The organism is Streptomyces sp. NPDC057099, assembly GCF_042671245.1.
GTDB classification, from domain to species: domain Bacteria; phylum Actinomycetota; class Actinomycetes; order Streptomycetales; family Streptomycetaceae; genus Streptomyces; species Streptomyces purpurascens.
Window position 1 is genome coordinate 38,418 of record NZ_JBHUTX010000030.1, and the last position, 21,114, is coordinate 59,531.

15 protein-coding genes are annotated in these 21,114 nt (G+C 72.6%); 12 read left to right on the forward strand and 3 right to left on the reverse strand.

All coding sequences use genetic code 11. The annotated features are described in order from the left end of the window. The first annotated feature begins 4 nt into the window (after window positions 1–4). From ACFT4A_RS28900 to ACFT4A_RS28930, 7 genes are all read left to right on the forward strand, one after another. On the forward strand, window positions 5–1,351 hold the full coding sequence (locus tag ACFT4A_RS28900) for a carbohydrate ABC transporter permease (protein WP_382835502.1): 1,347 nt from the start codon (window positions 5–7) through the stop codon (window positions 1,349–1,351). Beyond that, entirely contained in the window at window positions 1,348–2,208 is an 861-nt protein-coding gene (locus ACFT4A_RS28905) for a carbohydrate ABC transporter permease (protein ID WP_382835505.1), read from the forward strand. Before ACFT4A_RS28900 ends, ACFT4A_RS28905 begins: the two co-directional genes overlap by 4 nt. A 141-nt stretch (window positions 2,209–2,349) precedes the next feature. Beyond that, window positions 2,350–4,611: a CDP-glycerol glycerophosphotransferase family protein gene (locus ACFT4A_RS28910; protein WP_382835508.1), complete on the forward strand. Its 2,262-nt coding sequence runs from the start codon at window positions 2,350–2,352 to the stop codon at window positions 4,609–4,611. A gap of 53 nt (window positions 4,612–4,664) precedes the next feature. Then, window positions 4,665–6,863, forward strand: a complete 2,199-nt coding sequence (locus ACFT4A_RS28915) for a CDP-glycerol glycerophosphotransferase family protein (protein ID WP_382835511.1) — start codon at window positions 4,665–4,667, stop codon at window positions 6,861–6,863. Window positions 6,864–6,871: 8 nt separating this feature from the next. Beyond that, on the forward strand, window positions 6,872–9,112 hold the full coding sequence (locus tag ACFT4A_RS28920) for a CDP-glycerol glycerophosphotransferase family protein (RefSeq protein ID WP_382835514.1): 2,241 nt from the start codon (window positions 6,872–6,874) through the stop codon (window positions 9,110–9,112). Then, window positions 9,109–10,914, forward strand: coding sequence for a hypothetical protein (locus tag ACFT4A_RS28925; protein ID WP_382835517.1), 1,806 nt, complete (start codon window positions 9,109–9,111; stop codon window positions 10,912–10,914). The genes ACFT4A_RS28920 and ACFT4A_RS28925 overlap by 4 nt, the downstream gene beginning before the upstream one ends. 71 nt (window positions 10,915–10,985) lie before the next feature. After that, window positions 10,986–12,542 carry a hypothetical protein gene (locus ACFT4A_RS28930; RefSeq protein ID WP_382835598.1) on the forward strand — a complete coding sequence of 519 codons (1,557 nt, stop codon included), beginning with the start codon at window positions 10,986–10,988 and terminating at the stop codon, window positions 12,540–12,542. An 11-nt stretch (window positions 12,543–12,553) separates the two neighbouring features. On the opposite strand, the gene ACFT4A_RS28935 is transcribed toward ACFT4A_RS28930, so the two are convergent. Then, a complete protein-coding gene (locus ACFT4A_RS28935; protein ID WP_382835519.1) occupies window positions 12,554–12,967 on the reverse strand; it encodes an organic hydroperoxide resistance protein in 414 nt (137 codons plus the stop codon). Window positions 12,968–13,063: 96 nt separating this feature from the next. On the opposite strand from ACFT4A_RS28935, the gene ACFT4A_RS28940 reads away from it, so the two are divergent. After that, window positions 13,064–13,579: a MarR family winged helix-turn-helix transcriptional regulator gene (locus ACFT4A_RS28940; RefSeq protein WP_382835521.1), complete on the forward strand. Its 516-nt coding sequence runs from the start codon at window positions 13,064–13,066 to the stop codon at window positions 13,577–13,579. A 68-nt stretch (window positions 13,580–13,647) separates the two neighbouring features. Next, window positions 13,648–15,279, forward strand: coding sequence for a glycosyltransferase (locus ACFT4A_RS28945; RefSeq protein ID WP_382835524.1), 1,632 nt, complete (start codon window positions 13,648–13,650; stop codon window positions 15,277–15,279). On the opposite strand, the gene ACFT4A_RS28950 is transcribed toward ACFT4A_RS28945, so the two are convergent. Continuing rightward, window positions 15,276–16,514, reverse strand: a complete 1,239-nt coding sequence (locus tag ACFT4A_RS28950) for an RNA-guided endonuclease InsQ/TnpB family protein (RefSeq protein ID WP_382835527.1) — start codon at window positions 16,512–16,514, stop codon at window positions 15,276–15,278. The genes ACFT4A_RS28945 and ACFT4A_RS28950 overlap by 4 nt on opposite strands. 227 nt (window positions 16,515–16,741) lie before the next feature. On the opposite strand from ACFT4A_RS28950, the gene galE reads away from it, so the two are divergent. Further along, window positions 16,742–17,722: a UDP-glucose 4-epimerase GalE gene (gene galE, locus ACFT4A_RS28955; protein WP_382835530.1), complete on the forward strand. Its 981-nt coding sequence runs from the start codon at window positions 16,742–16,744 to the stop codon at window positions 17,720–17,722. Between the two features lie 744 nt (window positions 17,723–18,466). Here galE and ACFT4A_RS28960 read toward each other — a convergent pair. Then, complete coding sequence (locus tag ACFT4A_RS28960; protein ID WP_382835533.1) at window positions 18,467–19,114, reverse strand: TetR/AcrR family transcriptional regulator; 648 nt, start codon at window positions 19,112–19,114, stop codon at window positions 18,467–18,469. 205 nt (window positions 19,115–19,319) lie between these two features. On the opposite strand from ACFT4A_RS28960, the gene ACFT4A_RS28965 reads away from it, so the two are divergent. Beyond that, window positions 19,320–20,243 carry an ABC transporter permease gene (locus ACFT4A_RS28965; RefSeq protein WP_215121040.1) on the forward strand — a complete coding sequence of 308 codons (924 nt, stop codon included), beginning with the start codon at window positions 19,320–19,322 and terminating at the stop codon, window positions 20,241–20,243. Continuing rightward, window positions 20,236–21,060, forward strand: a complete 825-nt coding sequence (locus tag ACFT4A_RS28970) for an ABC transporter ATP-binding protein (protein WP_382835536.1) — start codon at window positions 20,236–20,238, stop codon at window positions 21,058–21,060. The genes ACFT4A_RS28965 and ACFT4A_RS28970 overlap by 8 nt, the downstream gene beginning before the upstream one ends. Window positions 21,061–21,114: the final 54 nt, after the last annotated feature.

The window sequence follows — 21,114 nt, forward strand, 5'->3', positions numbered from 1 at the left end:
TGTCATGACGTCGGCCACGGCGGCAGGGGGCAACGGGCCCCCTGCCGCTCCCAAGACGCGCAAGAGCGTGACCGGCACCCGCAGGACCGTCGTGGCGCTGTTCCTGCTGCCCGCGCTCGTCCTGCTCGGCGCGCTCGTGGTGTACCCGATCGGGTACTCGGTCGTGCGGAGCTTCTACGACCAGCCCGGCGAGAGCTTCGCCGGGATAGACAACTACAAGGCCCTCTTCACCGACGAGGGCATCCGCACCGCGCTGAAGAACAACGTGTTCTGGGTGGTGTTCGCGCCGACGGTCGCGACGGCGCTCGGCCTGGTCTTCGCGGTGCTGACCGAACGGGTGCGCTGGGGTACGGCGTTCAAGCTGGTCGTCTTCATGCCGATGGCGATCTCGATGCTGGCGGCGGGCATCATCTTCCGCCTGGTGTACGACCAGGATCCGGACAAGGGCGTGGCGAACGCGGTGTGGGTGGGCGTGCACGACACGTTCGCCCAGGCGTCGGCGTTCCCGAAGGCCCACCCGGGCCGGGAGTCGCCGCTGGAGCCGGCCGGCGGCGGCGCGTTCATCACCAAGTCGCCCGTCCGCGCGGGCGAGCCGGTCTCGCTGCCCCTGGTGGGTGTGGCGCCCGATCTGATGCCCGACGGCGCGAAGGCCGCCGTCGCGCCGAAGCCCGAGCCGGGCAAGATCACCGGTACGACCTGGCAGGACTTCACACGGGGCAAGGGCGTGGGCACGCTGGGCGGGGTCGACGCGGCCGAACTGGGCTACGCCGGCATGAAGGTCGAGGCGGTGAAGGACGGCAGGGCCGTGGCCTCGGCGACGGCGGCAGGCGACGGCACCTTCACGCTGCCGGCCTCGGCGGACGGGGCCCAACTGAGGCTTCCGGCAAGCAACTTCAAGGAGCCGTACAACGGCCTGGACTGGCTCGGCCCGTCCCTGGTCACCCCGGCCGTCATCGGCTCGTACATCTGGATGTGGGCGGGCTTCGCGATGGTGCTGATCGCGGCCGGGCTCGCGAGCGTGCCCCGGGAGCTGCTGGAGGCCGCCCGGGTCGACGGGGCGAGTGAGTGGCAGGTGTTCAGACGGGTCACGGTGCCGCTGCTGGCGCCGGTCCTCGCGGTCGTCACCGTCACCCTGATGATCAATGTGCTGAAGGTCTTCGACCTGGTCTTCATCATCGCCCCCGGCTCCGCCCAGGACGACGCGAACGTCCTGGCCCTGGAGCTGTACCGCAAGGGCTTCTCCGAGGACCAGCCCGGTATCGCGAGCGCCATCTCGGTGTTCCTGCTGCTGCTCGTGATCCCGGTGATGTGGTTCAACGTGCGTCGGCTGAGGCGGGAGGTGCGGCGATGAAGGCGAAGCAGTCGCTGGGGTCCCGGCTCGCCGAGAGCGTCAGCGGTGGGCTGGTGAGGGTGTTCCTCATCCTGGTCGGCCTGTTCTGGCTGGTGCCGACGCTCGGTCTGCTGCTGGCCAGTCTCCGCTCGCCGGAGGACATCGCGGCGAGCGGCTGGTGGAAGGTGTTCACGGAGCCCTCGCAGATCACCTTCGACAGCTACGCGAAGCTGCTGGAGAACGACGACATCACCGGTTCCCTGCTGAACACGGTGTGGATCACCGTCCCGGCGACCCTGCTGGTGGTGATCATCGGCTCGCTGGCGGGTTACGCCTTCGCGTGGATGGACTTCCCTGGCCGGGACTGGTGGTTCCTGGCCGTGGTCGGCCTGCTGGTCGTACCGGTGCAGGTCGCGCTGATCCCGATCGCCGAACTCTTCGGCTCCATCGGCATCTTCGGCTCGGTGCTCGGCGTGGTGCTCTTCCACGTCGGATTCGGTCTGCCGTTCGCGGTGTTCCTGCTGCGGAACTTCTTCGCGGAGATCCCGAGGGAGCTGCTGGAGGCGGCACGCCTGGACGGGGCGGGTGAACTGCGGCTGTTCTTCCGTGTCGTGCTGCCGCTCGGCGGCCCGGCGATCGCCGCTCTCGGCATCTTCCAGTTCCTGTGGGTGTGGAACGACATGCTGGTCGCGCTGATCTTCTCGGACTCCGGGAGCCAGCCGATCACGGTCGCGCTCCAGACGCAGGTAAGGCAGTTCGGCAACAACATCGACGTGCTGGCACCCGGCGCGTTCATCTCGATGGTGGTCCCGCTGGCCGTCTTCTTCGCGTTCCAGCGGCAGTTCGTGTCCGGCGTCATGGCCGGAGCGGTCAAATAGCCTTAGCGGCAAGGGAGTTGGAGGGGCGGACCGGTGTCGGTCCGCCCCTTCCACATTCCCCCGGATGACGTAGCCGCCGTAACCAAGTGGCCCTCCCGGCCGTTCCCGGGCCGAACGCCCGCGCCGACCGATGGATGCCTCTTGCCCAGGTTCAGTGTCATTGTCCCCGCGTACCAGGTTCAGGCGTACCTGCACGAGTGCCTGGAGTCGGTGCTCTCCCAGTCCTGTCCCGATCTGGAACTGATCGTCGTCGACGACTGCTCGCCGGACAGGTGCGGCGCGATCATCGACGAGTTCGCCGCCCGTGACGCGCGTGTACAGCCCGTCCATCTGCCCGAGAACGTCGGCCTGGGTCCCGCCCGCAACGCCGGCGTGGCGCACGCCGGCGGCGACTACCTGCTGTTCCTCGACAGCGACGACACCCTCACGCCGGACGCGCTGCGCTCCATCGCCGACCGGCTGAAGGAGACCGGCGAGCCGGACGTCCTGGTCTTCGACTACGCGCGCACGTACTGGACGGGCGAGGCGGTCCGCAACCAGGCCGCCCTGCAGCTCTCCGAGGAGAGCCCGGCCCCCTTTCGCCTGGAGGACCGGCCGGGTCTGCTGAAGCTGCTGATGGTCTCCTGGAACAAGGCCTACCGGCGGGAGTTCGTCGAGGAGAAGGGGTTCGCCTTCCCGCCCGGCTACTACGAGGACACGCCCTGGACGTACCCGGTGCTGATGACGGCCGAGTCGATCGCGACCCTCGACCGCGTCTGCGTGCACTACCGGCAGCGGCGGATGGGCAGCATCCTGCGCACCACCAGCGAGCGGCACTTCGACGTCTTCGACCAGTACGACCGGGTGTTCGCGTATCTCGACGAGCGCCCCGAACTGAACCGGTGGCGGCCGGCGCTGTTCCGCCGCATGATCAACCACTTGGCGATCGTGTACTCCCGGCCGGACCGGCTGCCGCGCGGCTCACGGGCGCACTTCCTGCGCCGGGCCCGCGCCCACTACCGCCGCTACCGCACCCCGGGCCCGCCCGTCCCCCTGCGCGCCCGGGTGCACCACACCCTGATCCGCTTCGGCCTGCACCGCACCTACCGCACGCTGCAACTGGCGTCGGCCCTGCACCGCGCCACCGCCCGGACCACCGGCAAGCTCCTGCACGGTCTGCGAACCGCCGCGCTCCGGGTCCACTACGGCGTCCAGCGCTGCCTCCCCGTGCGCTCCGACCGTGCCGTCTTCGCCGCCTACGACGGCCGCGGCCACGGCTGCAACCCGGGCGCGCTGGAATCCACGATCCGCGGCCTCGCGCCGCACATCCGCACGGCATGGATCGCCCGTCCCGAGCACCACCACGCCAGTCCGCCCGGCCCGCGCTGTCTCGTCCCCGGCACGGCCGCCTACTGGACCGCGCTCGCCCGTTCCCGGTACCTGGTCAGCAACACCGACTTCGACGACCGCCTGGTCAAGCGCCGGGGCCAGGTCCTGATCCAGACCGGGCAGGGCACCCCGCTGGGGCACATCGGCCTGGACCTCCAGGAACGCCCGGCGGCGGCGCGCGGCAGGGACTTCGCCCGGCTGCTCAAGGGCGTCGACCAGTGGGACTACGTGCTGTCCGCCAACCGCCACACCACCCTGACCCAGGAGCGCGTCCACCCCGGCCGCTACACCACGCTGGAGTACGGCTACCCGCGCAACGACGTGTTCCGGACGGCGACCCCGGCGGACGTGGCCCGGCTGCGCGCCTCGCTGGGCATCCCGGAGGGCACGGTGGCGATCCTCTACGCGCCGACCCACCGCGACTACCGCCGCTCCCAGCACCGCACCCTCGACCTCCAGCGGATCGTGCGGCGCCTCGGCCCGCGCTTCGTCGTCCTGGCCCGCGCGCACCACGCCTACGGCGCCCCGCTGGCCACCACCCGCGGCCGGGTCGTCGACGTCAGCGACCACCCGAGCGTGGAGTCGCTCTGCCTGGCCTCGGACGCCCTGGTCACGGACTACTCGTCGCTGATGTTCGACTATGCCAACCTGGACCGGCCGATCGTGATCCACGCCGACGACTGGGAGGCGTACGAGGCGGCCCGAGGCACCTACTTCGACCTGCGCGCCGCCCCGCCGGGCGCCCTCGCGCGCGGCGAGGACGAGCTGATCGACATCTTCGCCACCGGCCACTGGCGGGGCTCCCGCTCGACCCAGCTGCGCGCGGCGTTCCGCGAGCGCTTCTGCACCTACGACGACGGACGGGCCGCCGAGCGGGTCGTCCGCCGTGTCGTTCTCGGCGAGTCGGAGCTGCCGCCGGTCGTCCCGCTCGACGAGCGCCGTCCGGTGCCGTCGGCGGCGGCCTCGCTGGCGCGCGAGCCGCTCGCCACGGTGCCGCGGCCGGCCGGTCCCCCGAACGTCACCGACCACCTCTGAAGAGCCTCGAAGCCCCTCGAAGATCCCCGTAGACCCTCGGCAGAAAGAGCAGAATGCCCCGCTTCAGCATCGTCGTCCCGTCCCATGGGGTCGCGGGCCGGCTGTCCCTGGCGCTGGACTCGGTCCTCGCCCAGTCGTTCGGCGACTACGAGCTGATCCCGGTGTGCGACGCACCCGACGCGCCGGCGGCCGACATCGTCGCCGGGTACGCCGAGCGGGACTCCCGGGTGACGCCGGTGCACTCCCCGCCGTCGGCCGGTCTGGCCGGGGCGCGCAACACCGGGCTGCGGGCGGCCGTCGGCGGCCATGTGCTGTTCCTCGACGGCGACGACGTCCTGGTCCCGGGGGCACTGGCGGCGCTGGACGCCCGGCTGAGCGCGGTGGGCGACGTCGACGTGCTGTACGTCGAGCACGAGCGTGCCCCCTGGTGGGAGGGCGAGCCGGCCAACCCGGCCGCGCCCCTGCTGGCCAGGACACCGGACGGGGTCTTCTCCCCCGACCGGGCCCCGGAGCTGACGGGCGTGACGCTCCCGGCATGGAGCGCGGTCTACCGCCGGACCTTCCTCACCGAGCGGGACATCGCCTTCCCCGAGGGCCACTTCACCGACATCGGGTTCGGCGGTCTGGTCGCCCTGCGGGCGGAGCGGGTGGCGGCCCTGCGCACGGTCGTCGTCCGGCATCTGCTGCGCCGGCAGGGCAACCGGCTGAACCTTCCGGGCGAGCACCATGCCGAGTTGCTCGACCAGGCCGAGCTGGTGCTGACCCGGGCCGAAGAGCGGGGGCTGCCGGCGGACCGGCTGGAGCCGTTGTTCACCCAGCTCTTCGCCGCCGTACTGAAGACGGCCGCCCACCCCCGGCGGCTGCCGTCCGGGCGCCGCGCCTTCTTCCGCCGGGCGGGCGCGCTCTACCGGCGGCACCGCCCGGCCGGCTACCGGGCGCCCGGCGGCAGCCTCGGCGTCCAGCACCGGCTGCTGGCGGCCGGTTCGTACCCGGCGTTCCGCATCCTGCGCGCCGCCAACCGGAGGGCGCTGCGGGCCGCCGCGCTGCTCCCGCGCCCCCGGGGGCTGCGCACCCGCCTGCGCTACGCGGCGAACCTGCGCCTGCCCCTCGATCGGAACCTCGCCGTGTACTGCGCGTACTGGGGCCGCGGCTACGCCTGCAACCCGGCCGCGATCCACGCCAAGGCCCGCGTACTCGCCCCGCAGCTGCGCTCGGTGTTCCTGGTGGAGGCGGACGCGGTGGACGCCCTGCCGAAGGACGTGGAGTACGCGGTGATCGGCAGCCGGAAGTACTGGGAGGCGCTGGCCCGCGCCCGGTACCTGGTCAACAACGCCAACTTCGCGGACGCCGTGGTCAAACGCCCCGGCAGCACGCATCTGCAGACCCAGCACGGGACCCCGCTGAAGACGATGGGCGCCGACCAGGCGACGTATCCCGTGGTGGCCGCGGCGACGGGGAGCTTCGCCAGGCTGCTGGCCCGGATGGACCGCTGGGACTACAACCTCACCTCCAACCGGCACTCCACCGAGATGTGGGAGAAGGCGTTCCCCGGAGCGCACGAGATTCTCGAGTACGGCTATCCGCGCAACGACGTCTACTACACGGCGTCCGCCGAGGACGTCGCCCGTGTCCGCAAGGAACTCGGGGTCCCCGAGGGCAAGAAGGCGATCCTCTACGCCCCCACGCACCGCGACTGGGCCACCGGCTTCGCGTCCGGCCTGGACCTGGCCGAGTTCTGCGAGGCGATCGGCGACGAGTACGTGGTGCTGCTGCGCGCCCACTACTTCTACGACCGGGGGCCCGGCCGGGGCGGCGACCGGATCATCGACGTCACCGGGCACCGGTCCTCCGAGGACGTGTGCCTGGCCGCCGACGCGCTGATCACCGACTACTCGTCGATCATGTTCGACTACGCCAACCTGGACCGCCCGATCGTCGTGTACGCCGACGACTGGGACGTCTACCGGGAGACCCGGGGCGTCTACTTCGACCTGATGGAGTGCCCGCCCGGCCGCGTCGCCCGTACGCCCGAGGAGCTGGCGGCGGCCTTCACCGACGGCGGTTACACGGACGAGTCGGCGACGGCCCTGCGTGCCGCGTTCCGGGAGCGCTTCTGCCAGTTCGACGACGGGCGGGCCGCCGAGCGCGTCGTACGCCGGGTGCTGCTGGGGGAGCCGCCCGAGTCGATCCCGCCCGTGATCCCGCTCGCGGAGCGCGTCCCGGCCCCCGCCGCCACCCTCGTAAGGAGCTGACCGAAGAAGTGCCCCGCTTCAGCATCATCGTCCCCGTCTACAAGGTGCAGGGCTTCCTGCGCGAGTGTCTCGACTCGGTGCTCTCCCAGTCGTACGGCGACTTCGAGGTCATCGCCGTGGACGACCGCTCCCCCGACGGCAGCGGCGCGATCCTCGACGAGTACGCCGCCCGCGACGCCCGGGTGCGGGTGCTGCACCTGCCCGAGAACGTGGGCCTCGGCCGGGCCCGCAACGCCGGGCGGGAGCGGGCGGCCGGCGACTACGTCCTGTTCCTCGACAGCGACGACCGCTACACGCCAGGGCTGCTGGCCGCCGTCGCCGCGCGTCTCGAGACGACCGGCGACCCGGACATCCTGGTCTTCGACCATGTGCGCACCCACTGGTGGGGCCGGGGCGGGCGCAGTGAGGCGGCGGACCTGCTGGCCGCTGCGGGCACGGAGACGTTCGGCATCCGGGAGAGCCCGCGGTACCTGAAGCTGTTCCTGGTCGCCTGGAACAAGGCCTACCGGCGCGCGTTCCTCGAGGAGCACGGCCTGGAGTACGCGGCGGGGCTGTACGAGGACGCGCCGGTCACCTACCGGTCGATGGTGCTGGCGGACCGTATCGCCTGTCTGGGCCGGATCGGAGTCGAGTACCGGCAGCGCAGGCAGGGCGCGATCACCAGGACGCCGGGGCGCCGGCACTTCGAGATCTTCCCGCAGTACGAGGGCCTGTTCGCGTTCCTGGAGCAGCGCCCCGACCTCGACTGGGCGCGCCCGCTCCTGCTGGAGCGGGCACTGGACCACATGCTGTTCGTGCTGGCCCGCGAGGACCGGGTGCGGCCCGCGGACCGGGGCGACTTCTACCGCGAGATCCGCTCCTTCCACCGCCGTCACCTCCCCGAGGGCGGCTTCCCGGAGCCGGACGGCTGGCGCGGGGTCGAGATGCGGCTGCTGGCGTCGGCGCCCTACGCGTCGTACGCGGCGGTGCGGCGTCTGCGGGACCTGCGCGCGAGTGCCCTGGGCAGAAAGCGGCGGGTGGTGCGGAAGGCGTCGGGGACCGCTCTGCGCACCTGGTACGCGGCTCAGTCGAAGCGCCCCCTCGATCCGCAGCTCGCCGTCTACTCGGCGACCCACCACCGGGGCGTGTCCGGCGACCCGGCCGCGATCCACTCCAAGGCCCGCGAGATCGCCCCGCACATCCGGGGCGTGTGGGTGGTCCGGGAGGACGCGGTGGACACGCTGCCGCCCGGCATCGACCATGTGACACCGGGCTCGCGGCGCTACCACGAGGTCATGGCACGGGCCACGTACTGGGTGAACAACGTCAACTGGCCCGGCACCCTGGCCAAGCGGCCCGGCAGCGTCCACATCCACACCCACCAGGGCACCCCGCTCAAGTACATGGGCGCCGACCTGCTGACCAAGCCGGGCGCCCGGCACGGCTTCGATGTGCCGCAGATGCTGCGCCGGGCCGACCGCTGGGACTACAGCCTGGTCGCGGGCCTGCACGCGGAGCGGGCCTGGGAGCGGGCCTACCCGTGCCACTTCGCCTCGCTGCGGACCGGCAGTCCGCGCAACGACGTCCTGGTCGGCGCGGACCCCGAGCGGGGCCGGGAGGTGCGCGAGCGGCTCGGCATCCCCGCCGGTCACACCGTCGTGCTGTACGCGCCGACCCGGCGCGACTACCGCAAGGGCGGCCATGTCGACCGGTTCGACCCGGCCCGGTTCGCCGAGGATCTCGGCCCCGGCCACACCCTCGTCGTCCGGCTGCACCCCTCGCTGGCCGGGGGCGTGGCGCGCGGCCTGGGGCTGGCCGAGCTGCACCGGCGGGGCGTCCTCGTGGACGCGACCGACGAGCCGCACGTCGAGGACGTGCTGCTCGCCTCCGACGCGCTGGTCACCGACTACTCGGCCCTGATGTTCGACTACGCCCTCCTCGACCGGCCGATCGTGGTCCACGCCGACGACTGGGGCGCGTTCGCGGCCAGCCGGGGTGCCTACTTCGACATCACCGCCGACGCGCCGGGCCATGTGTCGCGCTCCTACCGGGAGCTGGCCTGGCTGTTCGCGTCCGGCACCTGGCAGGACAGGGAGGCGGAGCGGCTGCGGGCGGGCTTCCGGGAGCGGTACTGCGAGTTCGAGGACGGGCGGGCCGCCGAGCGGGTCGTACGTCTGCTGATGCTGGGCGAAGGGGGCGGTGCGCCGCTGCCCGCGGCCCGCCGGACCGCGGGTGCCGCAGCGAGGCCCGAGGCGCTGGTCGAGCGATGAGAACACCCGCCACCCCCGAGGCCGTCCCGTCCCTGCCCGGCCAGCGGGCCGCCTCGGCCCGGCCGCCGGCCGCCGCCCAGCGGCCGCGGCCGGTGCACTGGTGGCACGCGGCCCTGGTCGCCGTGCCCACCGCGGCCCTGTTCGTGCTGGGCTACCGGCGGCGCTGGATCTGCGACGACGGGCTGATCTATCTGCGTCCGGTCCGGCAGATCCTGGCGGGCAACGGGCCCGTGTTCAACGTCGGAGAGCGGGCGGAGAGTTCGACCGGCACCCTGTGGCAGTGGCTGCTCGCGCTCGCCGCCTGGGTCACCGGCGAGGACCCCGCGTTCCTCGCGGTGGGGCTCGGGCTGCTGCTGAGCGCCGCCGGGTTCGGGCTCGCCCTGTACGCCACGTGCCGGCTGCACCGGGGCGCGAGGCTGCTGCTCCCGGCGGGTGTGTGCGTGCTGCCGGCCGTGCCGCCGTTCTGGTCGTACATGACCTCGGGTCTGGAGAGCGGCCTGGGCGCCTTCTGGACCGGCCTGTCGTGGTGGCTGCTGACGCGCACCCGGCGTGGCCAGCGGCCCCGGCCGGTGTACGCGGCCGCCTTCGTGTTCGGGCTGGGTCCGCTGGTCCGGCCCGATCTCGCGGTGGTCACGGCGTGTTTCCTGGCGGCGCAGTGGTGGGTGCTGCGCCCCTCCCGGCGGGGCACCGCCGCGATGCTGGCCTCGGCGGGAGCGCTGCCGCTGGCCTACGAGGTCTTCCGGGCGGGGTACTACGGGATCCTGGTGCCGCTGCCCGCCATCGCCAAGGAGGCGAGCGCCAGCGACTGGAGCCGGGGCGCCGGATACGTACAGGAGACGCTCGGGCCGTACTGGCTGTGGCCCGTGGTCCCCGTGCTCGGCACGCTGGCCGTGCTGCTGGTGCGCCGCACGCGCCGGGAACGGCGGTACCGCGCCCCCGGGCGGACCTCGCTCGCGGTGGTGCTGGCTCCGCTGGCCGCGGGCCTGCTGCTGTCCGCGTACGTGATCCGCGTCGGCGGTGACTACATGCACGCGCGCATGATCCTGCCCGCCCTTCTGCTGCTGCTCCTGCCGGTGCTGGTCGTCCCGGCGAACCGATTCACCGGCCTCGCGAGCGCGCTGCTGCTGGTGTGGCTGTGCGCTGCGGTCAGCCCGCTTCGGACGCCGTTCGACGTGCGCGACACGCCCGGTTCCTTCAATGTGCGCAGCTCCGACGTGGAGGCCCTCGGCGACCACAACCCGGTGCGCACCGCCACCTGGGTGGCCAACTGGCCCGCCCTGCCGGAGGGGCGCGGCATGCTGGCACGGGCCGTGGGCGCGCCGGGGCCGACGCTGCTGTACTTCGACGCCGGGCGGCGGCTGCACGCCACGCCGATGCGGCCGGACTCCCGGTACCACGTGGTGATCGTGGGCCGTCATCTCGGCGTCACGGGAGCCGCGGCGCCGCTCGACGCCTACGTCAACGACGCCTGGGGGCTGGCCAGTCCCGTCGGCGCGCATCTCGCGCTGGAGCGGTGGAGCTGGCCCGGGCACGAGAAGTTCCTGCGCAACCACTGGGTCTTCGCGGAGTGGGCGGTGCAGCACCCGCCGGAGCGCGATCTGCTGCGGGCCGGGTCCTCCCTGGAGACGGTCGTGGCGGCCCGGGCCGCGCTGGACTGCGGCGAACTGGCCGAACTGAAGGAGTCGGTGCGGGCGCCGCTCACCGCCGAGCGGTTCTGGCGGAACCTGACGGGGTCCGTCGAGCGGACGGGGTTCCGGTTCGCGCGCTGGCCCGCGACGGCGGAGAGGGCGCTCTGCGACTGACCCGATGAGGTGACCCGGGGTCAGAGCATGCGTGGGGCGGGAACATTCGGCGCATGCCCGCCCCCACTTCTGTGAGCGCCTCGGTCCTCCTCCGGCGGACCGTGCGCGGCGCGACGGCGCTGCGCGGCGGCCGCGTGGGGCACCTCACCCCGTACCAGCTCTTCGGCACCCTGTTCTGGCTGGTGATGACGCTGGCGTACTGGCGGGTCCCGCTGTGCTGCGACGCCGGACTGCACGCGGCGGTGGTGGAGCGGCTCCGGGCCGATCTGCTCCATCCGGCCCACCCCATGGCCGACCTGCCGGGCGAGGGCAGTCCGCACTACGGCCCGTACGCCGTCGCGCAGGGCGCCTTGGCCCGGCTGACGGGGCTGTCCGGCTGGGGAGTCCTGAAGCTCGCGGGGCCGGTGCATCTGCTGGTGCTGCTGACGGGGCTCGGCCGTTTCGTCCGGACCCTCACCCCGCGTCCCTGGGCGCCGGTACCGGCCCTGCTGTTCATGACGCTGCTGTGGGGCACGGCGCGGATCCTGTGGAGCGGCCGGCTCGGGCTGATGCCGATGACGACGAACCTGGGCTATCCGTCCGCGCTCGCGATCGGGCTGACGCTCTGGGCATGGGCCTGGACGGCGACGCGGGCGCGTGCGGACGCCCCCGTGCGGTTCGTCGGTCCGAGCGGACTCGGCGGCCGGCCGGGGTACGCGGGGCTCGGCGGCCTGTACGGGCTGATCCTGCTCACCCATTCCGTCACAGGCGTCTCGGCGCTCATCGGCGCGGTGGCGGTCGTGGCGTCCCGGCAGCGCGGGTGGCGCCGGCCGGTCGTGGCGCGCTGGGCGCTCGCCGGGGCCGTCTGCGGGGCGGTCGCGGTGGCGTGGCCGTACTACGACGTCCTGGCGCCGGTGGGCGACCCCGGCATGGACGACCCGCACCGGCGGCTGTACGAGGAGATGCTCGCCGACTCCTGGCTGGCGCTGCTCGGCCTGCCCGCGCTGTGGGTGCGGGCCCGGAGGTCGGTGAGGGACCCACTGGTGCTGCTGTTCCTGCTGGAGTGCCCGCTGGTGGCGTACGGCTGGGTGAGCGGGCACCACGCGTACGCCATGGCCCTGTGGGCCGTACTGCTGCCGCCGCAGTGCGCGTTGGCGGTGGAGCTGGCGGCTCCCCGGCCCTGGCGGCGGGCCCGGAAGGTGCTGGGCGGGGCGGCGGCGGCCGGGGTGTGCGCCGGGTTCGTCACCGTGCACGCCGGGGCGGTCGTGCCGCGCTCGGTCGACCCGGTGGGGTTCGCACAGCCCGTGCGCCGGCCGGCGTACGACTGGGCGGCACGGCACATCGGGCCGGGCGAGGTGGTGATCACCGACGGGTACCGGGCCGGCCTCTCCCTCGCCGGGTACGGGCCGAACCTCGTCGCGCCCGTGCGGCCCGACCCGGCCCTGGACGAGCGGGAGCGGGAGCGCCGGGCGGCCGACGTGCGGGCCTATCTGGCCCCCGGTTCGACCCGCGCCGGGCGTGCCGCCGTCGTCCGCCGCCAACACGTGCGCTGGCTGCTGCTCACACGCCGGCACCCACTGCCCGAGGAGGCCGTGGTGGTGGCGTGGAGCGAGGAGACGGGGGAGGTGCTGGCGCGGGTCGGGGGGTGACGTGCCGGTGATTACTCGATGACGAGGTCGACCTCGATGTTGCCGCGGGTGGCGTTGGAGTACGGGCAGACCTGGTGGGCCTGCTCGACCAGCTTGCGGCCGGTCGCCTCGTCCACGCTGTCGGGCAGTTCCACGCGGAGCGTGACGGCGAGACCGAAGCCCTCGCCCTGCTTGCCTATGGAGACCTCGGCGGTCACGGCGGCGTCGCTGACGTCGACCTTGGCCGAACGGCCGACGAGGCCGAGGGCGCTGCCGAAGCAGGCGGCGTAACCGGCGGCGAAGAGCTGCTCCGGGTTGGTGCCCTGGCCGTTGCCGCCCAGCGCCTGAGGCATGCCCAGCGCGAGGTCCAGCGTGCCGTCGGAGCTGACGGCACGGCCCTCGCGGCCGTGGGTGGCGGTGGCGACAGCGGTGTAGAGCGCGTCCATGGAAATCCTTCCCTCTCACGTCAGGTGCCGGCGGGCCCGCTTCCGGTCCGCCCGACAGCCATGATTAGAGCACACAATTAAGTTGTGCGCAATTGAATGGTGGGTGCGAGCTACCCTGGAGCCATGAACACGCCGGACGACGACTGGCTCCGCCTGGACCAGCAGATCTGCTTCTCCCTGCACGCGGCCTCCCGCGCCTTCAACGGCGTGTACCGCGTGATCCTCAAGGACCTCGGGCTCACCTACCCGCAGTACCTGGTGATGCTGGTGCTCTGGGAGCAGGGCGAGCTGCCCGTGAAGAAGCTCGGGGAGCACCTGCGCCTCGACTCCGGCACCCTGTCGCCGCTGCTCAAGCGGCTGGAGGCGGCCGGTCTCGTACGCCGGGAGCGCAGCGCGCGCGACGAGCGGTCGGTGGAGGTGCGGCTGACCGAGGAGGGCACGGCGCTGCGGACGCGGGCGCTCCAGGTGCCGCGCCGGATCGCCGGCGCGACCGGCTTCGACACCACCGAGGTCCGCGCCCTGCGGGCCCGCCTCGACGAGCTCACGTCGGCGCTGGACGCGGCGGCGCTGCCGGAGGTGCCGGGCGGGGTGCCGGGAGACGGGCAGTCGTAGTCACAGCCGTGGCCGCATAGGGCGTTTTATCGCTTTCACGGCATTCATCCGACTTACGATCCCTTGTAATGAATGCCGCTGTGGAGGCCGACAGGCCTCGCCCCCAGGTCGCCGTCGTGGTCATCGGCTACGACGACGCCGCCCATGTGACGGACGCCGTGCGCTCGGCGCTCGCGCAGGGCCCGGCCGTGCGCGAGGTCGTGGCCGTCGACGACTGCTCGGCGGACGGCAGCGCCGAGCTCCTCGAACGGCTCGCCGCGTCGGAGCCACGCCTCAGGGTGATCCGCCGCCGGGTCAACAGCGGCGGCTGCGGCACTCCGCGCAACACCGGGCTCGACGCGGTGACATCGCCGTACGTGATGTTCCTGGACAGCGACGACGTCCTGCCGCCCGGCGCGGTCGACGCGCTGCTCGGGGCCGCGACGGGAGCGCACGCGGAGGTCGCGGGCGGTCTGTGCGTACGCCGGGAGCTGCCGTCGGGGCGTGAAGTGCCCTGGCAGGCGCGCCTCTACGCGCTCCACGCAGCGGTCCCGCGCCCCGCGCAGCGCCCGCACCTGGTCCACGACACGCTCTGCGTCAACAAGCTCTACCGCACCGACTTCCTGCGCGAGCACCGCATCCGCTTCCCCGAGGGCCGCTTCCCGTACGAGGACGTCGTCTTCTCCGCGCGCGTACTGGCCGCGGCGCCGCGCATCGCCCTGATCCCCGACCGGGTGTACGTCTGGCACGTACGCCGGTCCGCCGAGCGGCTGTCGATCTCCCTGGACCGGGCCGGCGTCGACAACTGGCGGGCCCGGACGGAGGCGTGCCGGCAGGCGTACGAGATCCTGCTGGGCGCCGGGCAGAAGGAACTCGCGCGGGCCGCACGCGCCAAGTTCCTCGACCACGAGCTGCGGATGTACGTGCGCGAGCTGGGGTTGCGCGACGCCGCCTACCGGCGCGCGTGGTGGGAGCTGACGCGGGCGCATCTCGCGGAGTACGACGCCGACGACTGGGCGCGCAACCCGGCCGCTCCGGGCCGGCTGGCCGGGCGGGTCGTCTTGGCCTCCCCGGAGCCGCGCGACCTGCCCCGGCTGCGGGAGCTGGCGGCGCGTCCGGCCCGGCTGTGTCCGCCGTACGCCCGGGGCGCGGACGGCACGCCCGTCTGGTCGGAGGACCTCCCGCAGGTCTCCCTGGAGCCCCTGCTGACCCGGCCGGTGCGTGCGCTGCCCCTCGCCGTGGACGCGGAGCTGCGGCCGCGGGCGCGGGGTGCCCGGCTGCGGCTGCGCCTGCACGAGCTGTACGGCCGGGTGGCGCGGGCGGGACCGGAGGCGGTGGAGGCGGAGTGGCGGCACCGGGACGACGGGGACGTCAGCGTCCGCGCCACGACCCGGTTCGCGGAAGCCGCCGGCGGCTGGTCGGCGGAGGCGGACCTCGATCTGCCCGCGCTGGCCGCGCTCGGTACGGGCACCTGGGACCTGCGCCTTCGGGTCCGCTTCCGTGACGGTGTGCGCCGCGAGGTCACGGCGCACGCGCTCGCGGGCGCCGGTCTGCTGCGCCGCAGTGCCGTGCCGAGCGCCCGGCACGGTGTGGTGCTCGTGCAGCCGTACGCCACCTACTCCGGCGCGCTGGCGCTGCGGGTGGCGCCCGGCGTGCGTGGTGTGCTGTCCGTCGTACGCGCGAGACTGCGCCGCCTGCTTCAGTCAACTGCCCGGCGCTAAAGCGCCGGGCTTGCGCAACGGGCACCACTGGCGGTGATGCTGCGTTCGCGTCCGGCCCCGCCCCGCTGGCGCGGTGGTGGGGCGGGGGCCGTTGACGGGACCCCGCGTCGCCACAACTGCCACGCACGAGCGCGGATGTTGCGGGAGCCATTGCGGTCTGCGTGATCAACGAATCCGCAGTTCCGGCACGCGAAGCAAGCCTGGGAGACCCGGTTCGCCTTGTCGATGTGCCCGCATTCGGCGCAGGTGCGGGAGGTGTACGCCGGGTCGACGTACACCACCGGCACACCGGCCTTGCGGGCCTTGTACGCGATGAACTGCCCCAGCTGGGCAAAGGCCCAGCTGGAGTGGGTGGCCCGTTGGGGCTTTCGAAGCCGTACCCGCTCACGGATGCCCGTCAGATCTTCAAGGGCGATCCCGCGACCGGTGCGTTCTGCCTCGGCCACCACATGTTTCGCGATCTTGTGGTTGATGTCCTTCGCCCGCCGCGCTTCCTTGCGCCTGCGTTTGTTCAGGCGGCGCTTGGCGGAGGGTGTGTCCTTCTTCTGGAGTTTGGCGCGCAGGGTCCGTTCCCTGGTGCGGGCGCGGTTGATCTCGCGTCCGGCCATGATCTCGCCGTCGGAGGTGGTGGCGATGTTGACGATGCCCAGGTCGACGCCGAGGAAGTCGTGCGGATCGGTGTTCGGCTCGGGCTCGGGGACCTCGCAGGTCGCCAGGAGGAACCACGTGCCGTCCCGGCACAGCAAGTCCGACTCGCCCTTGCGGTACAGGGCCAGCGTGGCCAGCTGCTCCGCAGAGGCAGTGAAGGCCACGTCCTTGATGCGCCCGGCCACGGTCCAGACCGAGACCCGCCGCTCGGCGATCTGCCAGGACAACATCCGGTCGTCATACGGCTGCGCCCCTTCCGGCCGGAAGACGATCGGCTTCTCGGTGGCCTTTTGGTACCGCTTCGAGCCGGGCCTGCCCAGATTCCCCGCCGTCAGGTTCGCCTTCAGCGTGGCGTACGCATCACACGTCTTCTTGATCACGTGCTGGGCGGCCTGCGCCCCCAGCCCCCACCGCGTCTTGATCTCGCCGTAGGTGTGCTCACGCAGCGCGAAGTTCCGCTTTACGTCCTTCTCGAACGCCACACCGCTGGCCCAGGTGGCTGCCTCGTTGCAGGCGCGCAGAGTCGCCTCAAGTGCCGCCGCCTGCTGGGGCGTCGGCAGCAGTCTCACCTGCATGGTCAGCTTCACGATCACTCAACGTACACACACGTACGACCACCCACCGCACGTTCCCGCTTGATCACCCGACCGGGTGAACCCGTCACCGCACACCGTCCCGCTCCGCGGGAGACGACACCCGGCCGCGGAGCGGCCGGGTACGGGCAGCGATACCGCGGCGCTGCGCGCCGCGAGCACGAGGATGCGCCTGCTTCACTGGGTGGACGACGGGACAGCTGACGAGGGGACGGTCGCACATGACCTGGTTGATCACCGGCGGCGCCGGCTACATCGGCGCGCACGTCGTACGGGCGATGACCGCGGCGGGAGAAGGGGCCGTGGTCTACGACGACCTGTCCACCGGTATCGCCGGGCGGGTGCCCGAGGGGGTGCCGCTGGTGGTGGGCTCGACGCTGGACGGCGAGCGGCTCGCGCGCGTCCTCGCGGACCACTCGGTCACCGGCGTCGTCCATCTCGCGGCGAAGAAGCAGGTGGGAGAGTCGGTCGAGCAGCCGCTGCGCTACTACCGGGAGAACGTCGAGGGCCTGCGGATCCTGCTGGACGCGGTGACGGCGGCGAAGGTGCCGTCCTTCGTGTTCTCCTCCTCGGCGGCGGTGTACGGCATGCCGGACGTGGACCTGGTCACGGAGGAGACGCCCTGCGTGCCGATGTCGCCCTACGGCGAGACGAAGCTGGCCGGTGAGTGGCTGGTCCGCGCGACGGGCCGGGCGAGCGGCCTGTCGACCGCGTGCCTGCGCTACTTCAACGTGGCGGGCGCGGCGAGCCCGGAGCTCGCGGACACCGGGGTCTACAACCTCGTGCCCATGGTCTTCGAGAAGCTCACGGAGGGCGCCCCGCCGCGCGTCTTCGGCGACGACTACGCGACCCCGGACGGCACCTGCGTACGCGACTACATCCACGTCGTCGACCTGGCCGAGGCCCATGTCGCGGCGGCCCGGGCCCTGCGCTCCTCCCCCGGCCGCGACCTCACGCTCAACATCGGCCGGGGCGAGGGCGTCTCCGTCCGCGAGATGATCGACCGCATCAACACGATCACCGGCTACGACCGCCCGCCCACGATCTGCCCCCGCCGCCCCGGCGACCCGCCCCGCGTCGTCGCCTCGGCCGACCGCTCCGCCACGGAACTGGGTTGGAAGGCCCGGCACGATGTCCAGGACATGATCGCGTCGGCGTGGGAGGGCTGGGTACGGCAGCACCCGGAGGCGAGGCGGCGCTGAACCGGCGTCCGGCTCGTCGCCGCGGCCGGTTCGACCGCGCACTCGCCGAAGGGGGTTCCCAAGCCCCCTGGGGGCGTCCGCCCCCAGAGCCCGAGCGTCTGGGCACGCCCCCACCCATCAGCGCGGCGGGGGCGACCGCACTCACCGCACAGCGTTCCCGAGGCCCCCGGGGCGTCGGCGCCACGCCCAGGGGCCGAGCGCCCGGCCGCGCACCCGCCCATCAACGTGGCCGGAGCGACCGCACTCACCGCCACGGGGTTCACAAGCCCCCCGGGGGTGTCCGCCCCACACCCCGGGGCCCGATAGCGCCCGAGGACACCCCCGCCCATCAGCGCGGCCGGAGCGACCGCACTCACCACACGACGTTCCCAAGCCCCTGGGCCTCCGCCCCCACATCCCGGACTCAAGCGCCCGGGCCCGCCCCCGCCCATCAGCGCGGCCGGGGCGACCGCACTCATCACACGGCGTTCCCGAGGCCCCGGGCCTCCGTCCCACGCTCAGGGGACCGAGCCGCCCGGGCGCGGTCAGCGCGGCTTGGGCGACTGCCCTCACCGCACGGGGTTCACAAGCCCCCGGGGCATCCACCCCCACACCCCGGAGCCCGAGCGCCCGAGCGCACCCCCACCCATCAGCGCCACCGGGCCGTCGGCCGACACCGGCGCCGATCAAGCCCGGCATGCGGCGCCCCCGCCCACACCCCCGGCAGATCCCCGGCAGCGCGACGACCCGGACCCGGCCCCAGCCCTACAGCGCCCGCAGCGCCCCCGCCGTGGCCCGGGCCAGTGAGCCCAGGTACCCCTGTGGGAGCTTCGGGCTGCGGATGACCACCGAGCGCCAGTACAGGGGGCCCGAGATCAGGTCGAGGGCCAGGTCGCGGTCGAGGCCCTCGCGGAGTTCGCCGCGGCGTTCCGCCGCCGTGACGATGCCGGTGGCGACGCCGTCCTGGCCCTCGCGCAGGGCCTTCTGGAGGGCCTCGGCGATCTCGGCGTTGCGGGCCGCCTCGGCCTGGAGGTCGGGGATGATCTGCGAGGCGACGGGGTGGCGCAGGGCGCGGGACGTCACCTCGTACAGCAGCCGCAGGTCGCCCTCCAGGGAGCCGGTGTCCGGCGCGGGCAGGCCCTGCACGGCGAGCGCCGAGACGATGTCGAGCACGAGGTGCAGCTTCGAGCGCCAGCGGCGGTACACCGCCGTCTTCCCGACCCCCGCCCGGCGCGCGATGCCCTCGATGGACATCCGCGCGTAGCCGACGGCCGCGAGCTCCTCGAACACGGCCGCCCGGATCGCGTCCGTCACGTCCTCCCGCAGCACGGCCGCCCCCGCGGGGGCCCGGCGGCGCGGACGTGGCTCCGGACGCGGCTGCGGCGGCTCGTCGGCGTTCGCGTTCGTCGTCATGCCGACAGCATAGGGGCGTCACGACGAAACGGTTGCGTTCCGACGCTCGAAAGGCCTACGCTCACGTTGCGACGATACGGTCCCGTCCCGACGTAAGAATTCGTGAAGAGTCTGGTAAAAACCCCACTTTCCCGCTCGACACGACCCCGGGTCCCACCCCCTCCCACCCCCTCCCTCGACCTCCCCCCGAACGAAAGCAGCGGATGTGAGCCAGGTCCTCGACACACCGCCCCAGCCACCGACCCCGGCCCCGGCCCCCGCCGACGACCTCGCGACCCTCGCCGCCCGCCACGGCCTCGCGGTCAGCGGCGCCCGGCCCTCCCTGCCCGCGTACGTCCGACAGCTCTGGGCCCGCCGCCACTTCATCACCGCGTTCGCCACCGCCAAGCTCACCGCCCAGTACAGCCAGGCGAAGCTGGGCCAGGTCTGGCAGGTGATGACCCCGCTGCTGAACGCGGCGGTCTACTACTTCATCTTCGGCGTCCTGCTCGGCACCAAGCACGGCGTGCCGGACTACATCCCGTTCCTGGTCACGGGCGTGTTCATCTGGACGTTCACGCAGAGCTCGATCATGGCGGGCACCCGCGCCATCTCCGGCAACCTCGGCCTGGTGCGCGCCCTGCACTTCCCCCGCGCCGCCCTACCCCTGTCGTTCTGCCTCCAGCAGCTCCAGCAGCTGCTGTTCTCGATGGGCGCCCTGGTCGTCATCCTGCTCTGCTTCGGCGTGCCGGTCGGCGTCTCCTGGCTGCTGGCACTGCCGGCGTTGTTCCTGCAGTTCACGTTCAACGCGGGCGTCTCCATGGTCATGGCCCGGATGGGCGCCAAGACCCCGGACATCGCCCAGCTGATGCCGTTCGTACTGCGCACCTGGATGTATGTCTCGGGTGTCATGTGGAGCATCGACAAGCTGGCCGACAAGGACAGCCTGCCGCGCGCCGTGACGATCCTGCTGGAGACCAACCCGGCCGCGATCTACATCGACCTGATGCGCTTCGCCCTGATCGACAGCTTCCACGCGAGCCAGCTCCCGGCCCATGTGTGGGCGCTCGCCGTCGGCTGGGCCCTGGTCGCCGGCGTCGGCGGCTTCATCTACTTCTGGAAGGCTGAGGAGACGTACGGCCGTGGCTGAGCACCCGAACGAGAAGATCCCCACCGTCGTCGCCGACGGCGTCGACATCGTCTACCGCGTCAACGGCACCGGCGCCGGACGCGGCTCCGCGACCGCCGCCCTCAACCGCATCGTGCGCCGCAAGAAGACCGAGAAGGCGGCCGGTGTCCGCCGGGTGCACGCCGTGCGGAACGTGTCCTTCGTCGCCTACAAGGGCGAGGCGATCGGCCTGATCGGCACCAACGGCTCCGGCAAGTCGACCCTGCTGAAGGCCGTCGCCGGACTCCTCCCCGTGGAGAACGGCCGTATCTACACCCACGGCCAGCCCTCCCTGCTCGGCGTCAACGCGGCCCTGATGAACGACCTGACCGGCGAGCGCAACGTGCACCTCGGCGGCCTGGCCATGGGCATGTCCCGCGAGCAGATCAGGGAGCGCTACGAGGAGATCGTCGACTTCTCCGGCATCAACGAGAAGGGCGACTTCATCACCCTGCCGATGCGGACCTACTCCTCCGGCATGGCCGCGCGGCTGCGGTTCTCCATCGCCGCCGCCAAGGACCACGACGTCCTGCTGATCGACGAGGCGCTGGCCACCGGCGACCGCTCCTTCCAGAAGCGCTCCGAGCAGCGCATCCGCGAGCTGCGCAAGCACGCGGGCACGGTGTTCCTGGTCAGCCACAACAACAAGTCGATCCGCGACACCTGTGACCGGGTGCTGTGGCTGGAGCGCGGCGAACTGCTCATGGACGGGCCGACGGAGGACGTCCTCAAGGAGTACGAGGCGTTCACCGGGGACAAGTCCGCGAAGCCCAAGCCGAAGGTTCCTGTTCGCTCGTGAGGCGTACTCCGGTCGGCCGTTTTGTCTTATTGATGACACGATGACCGCATACGG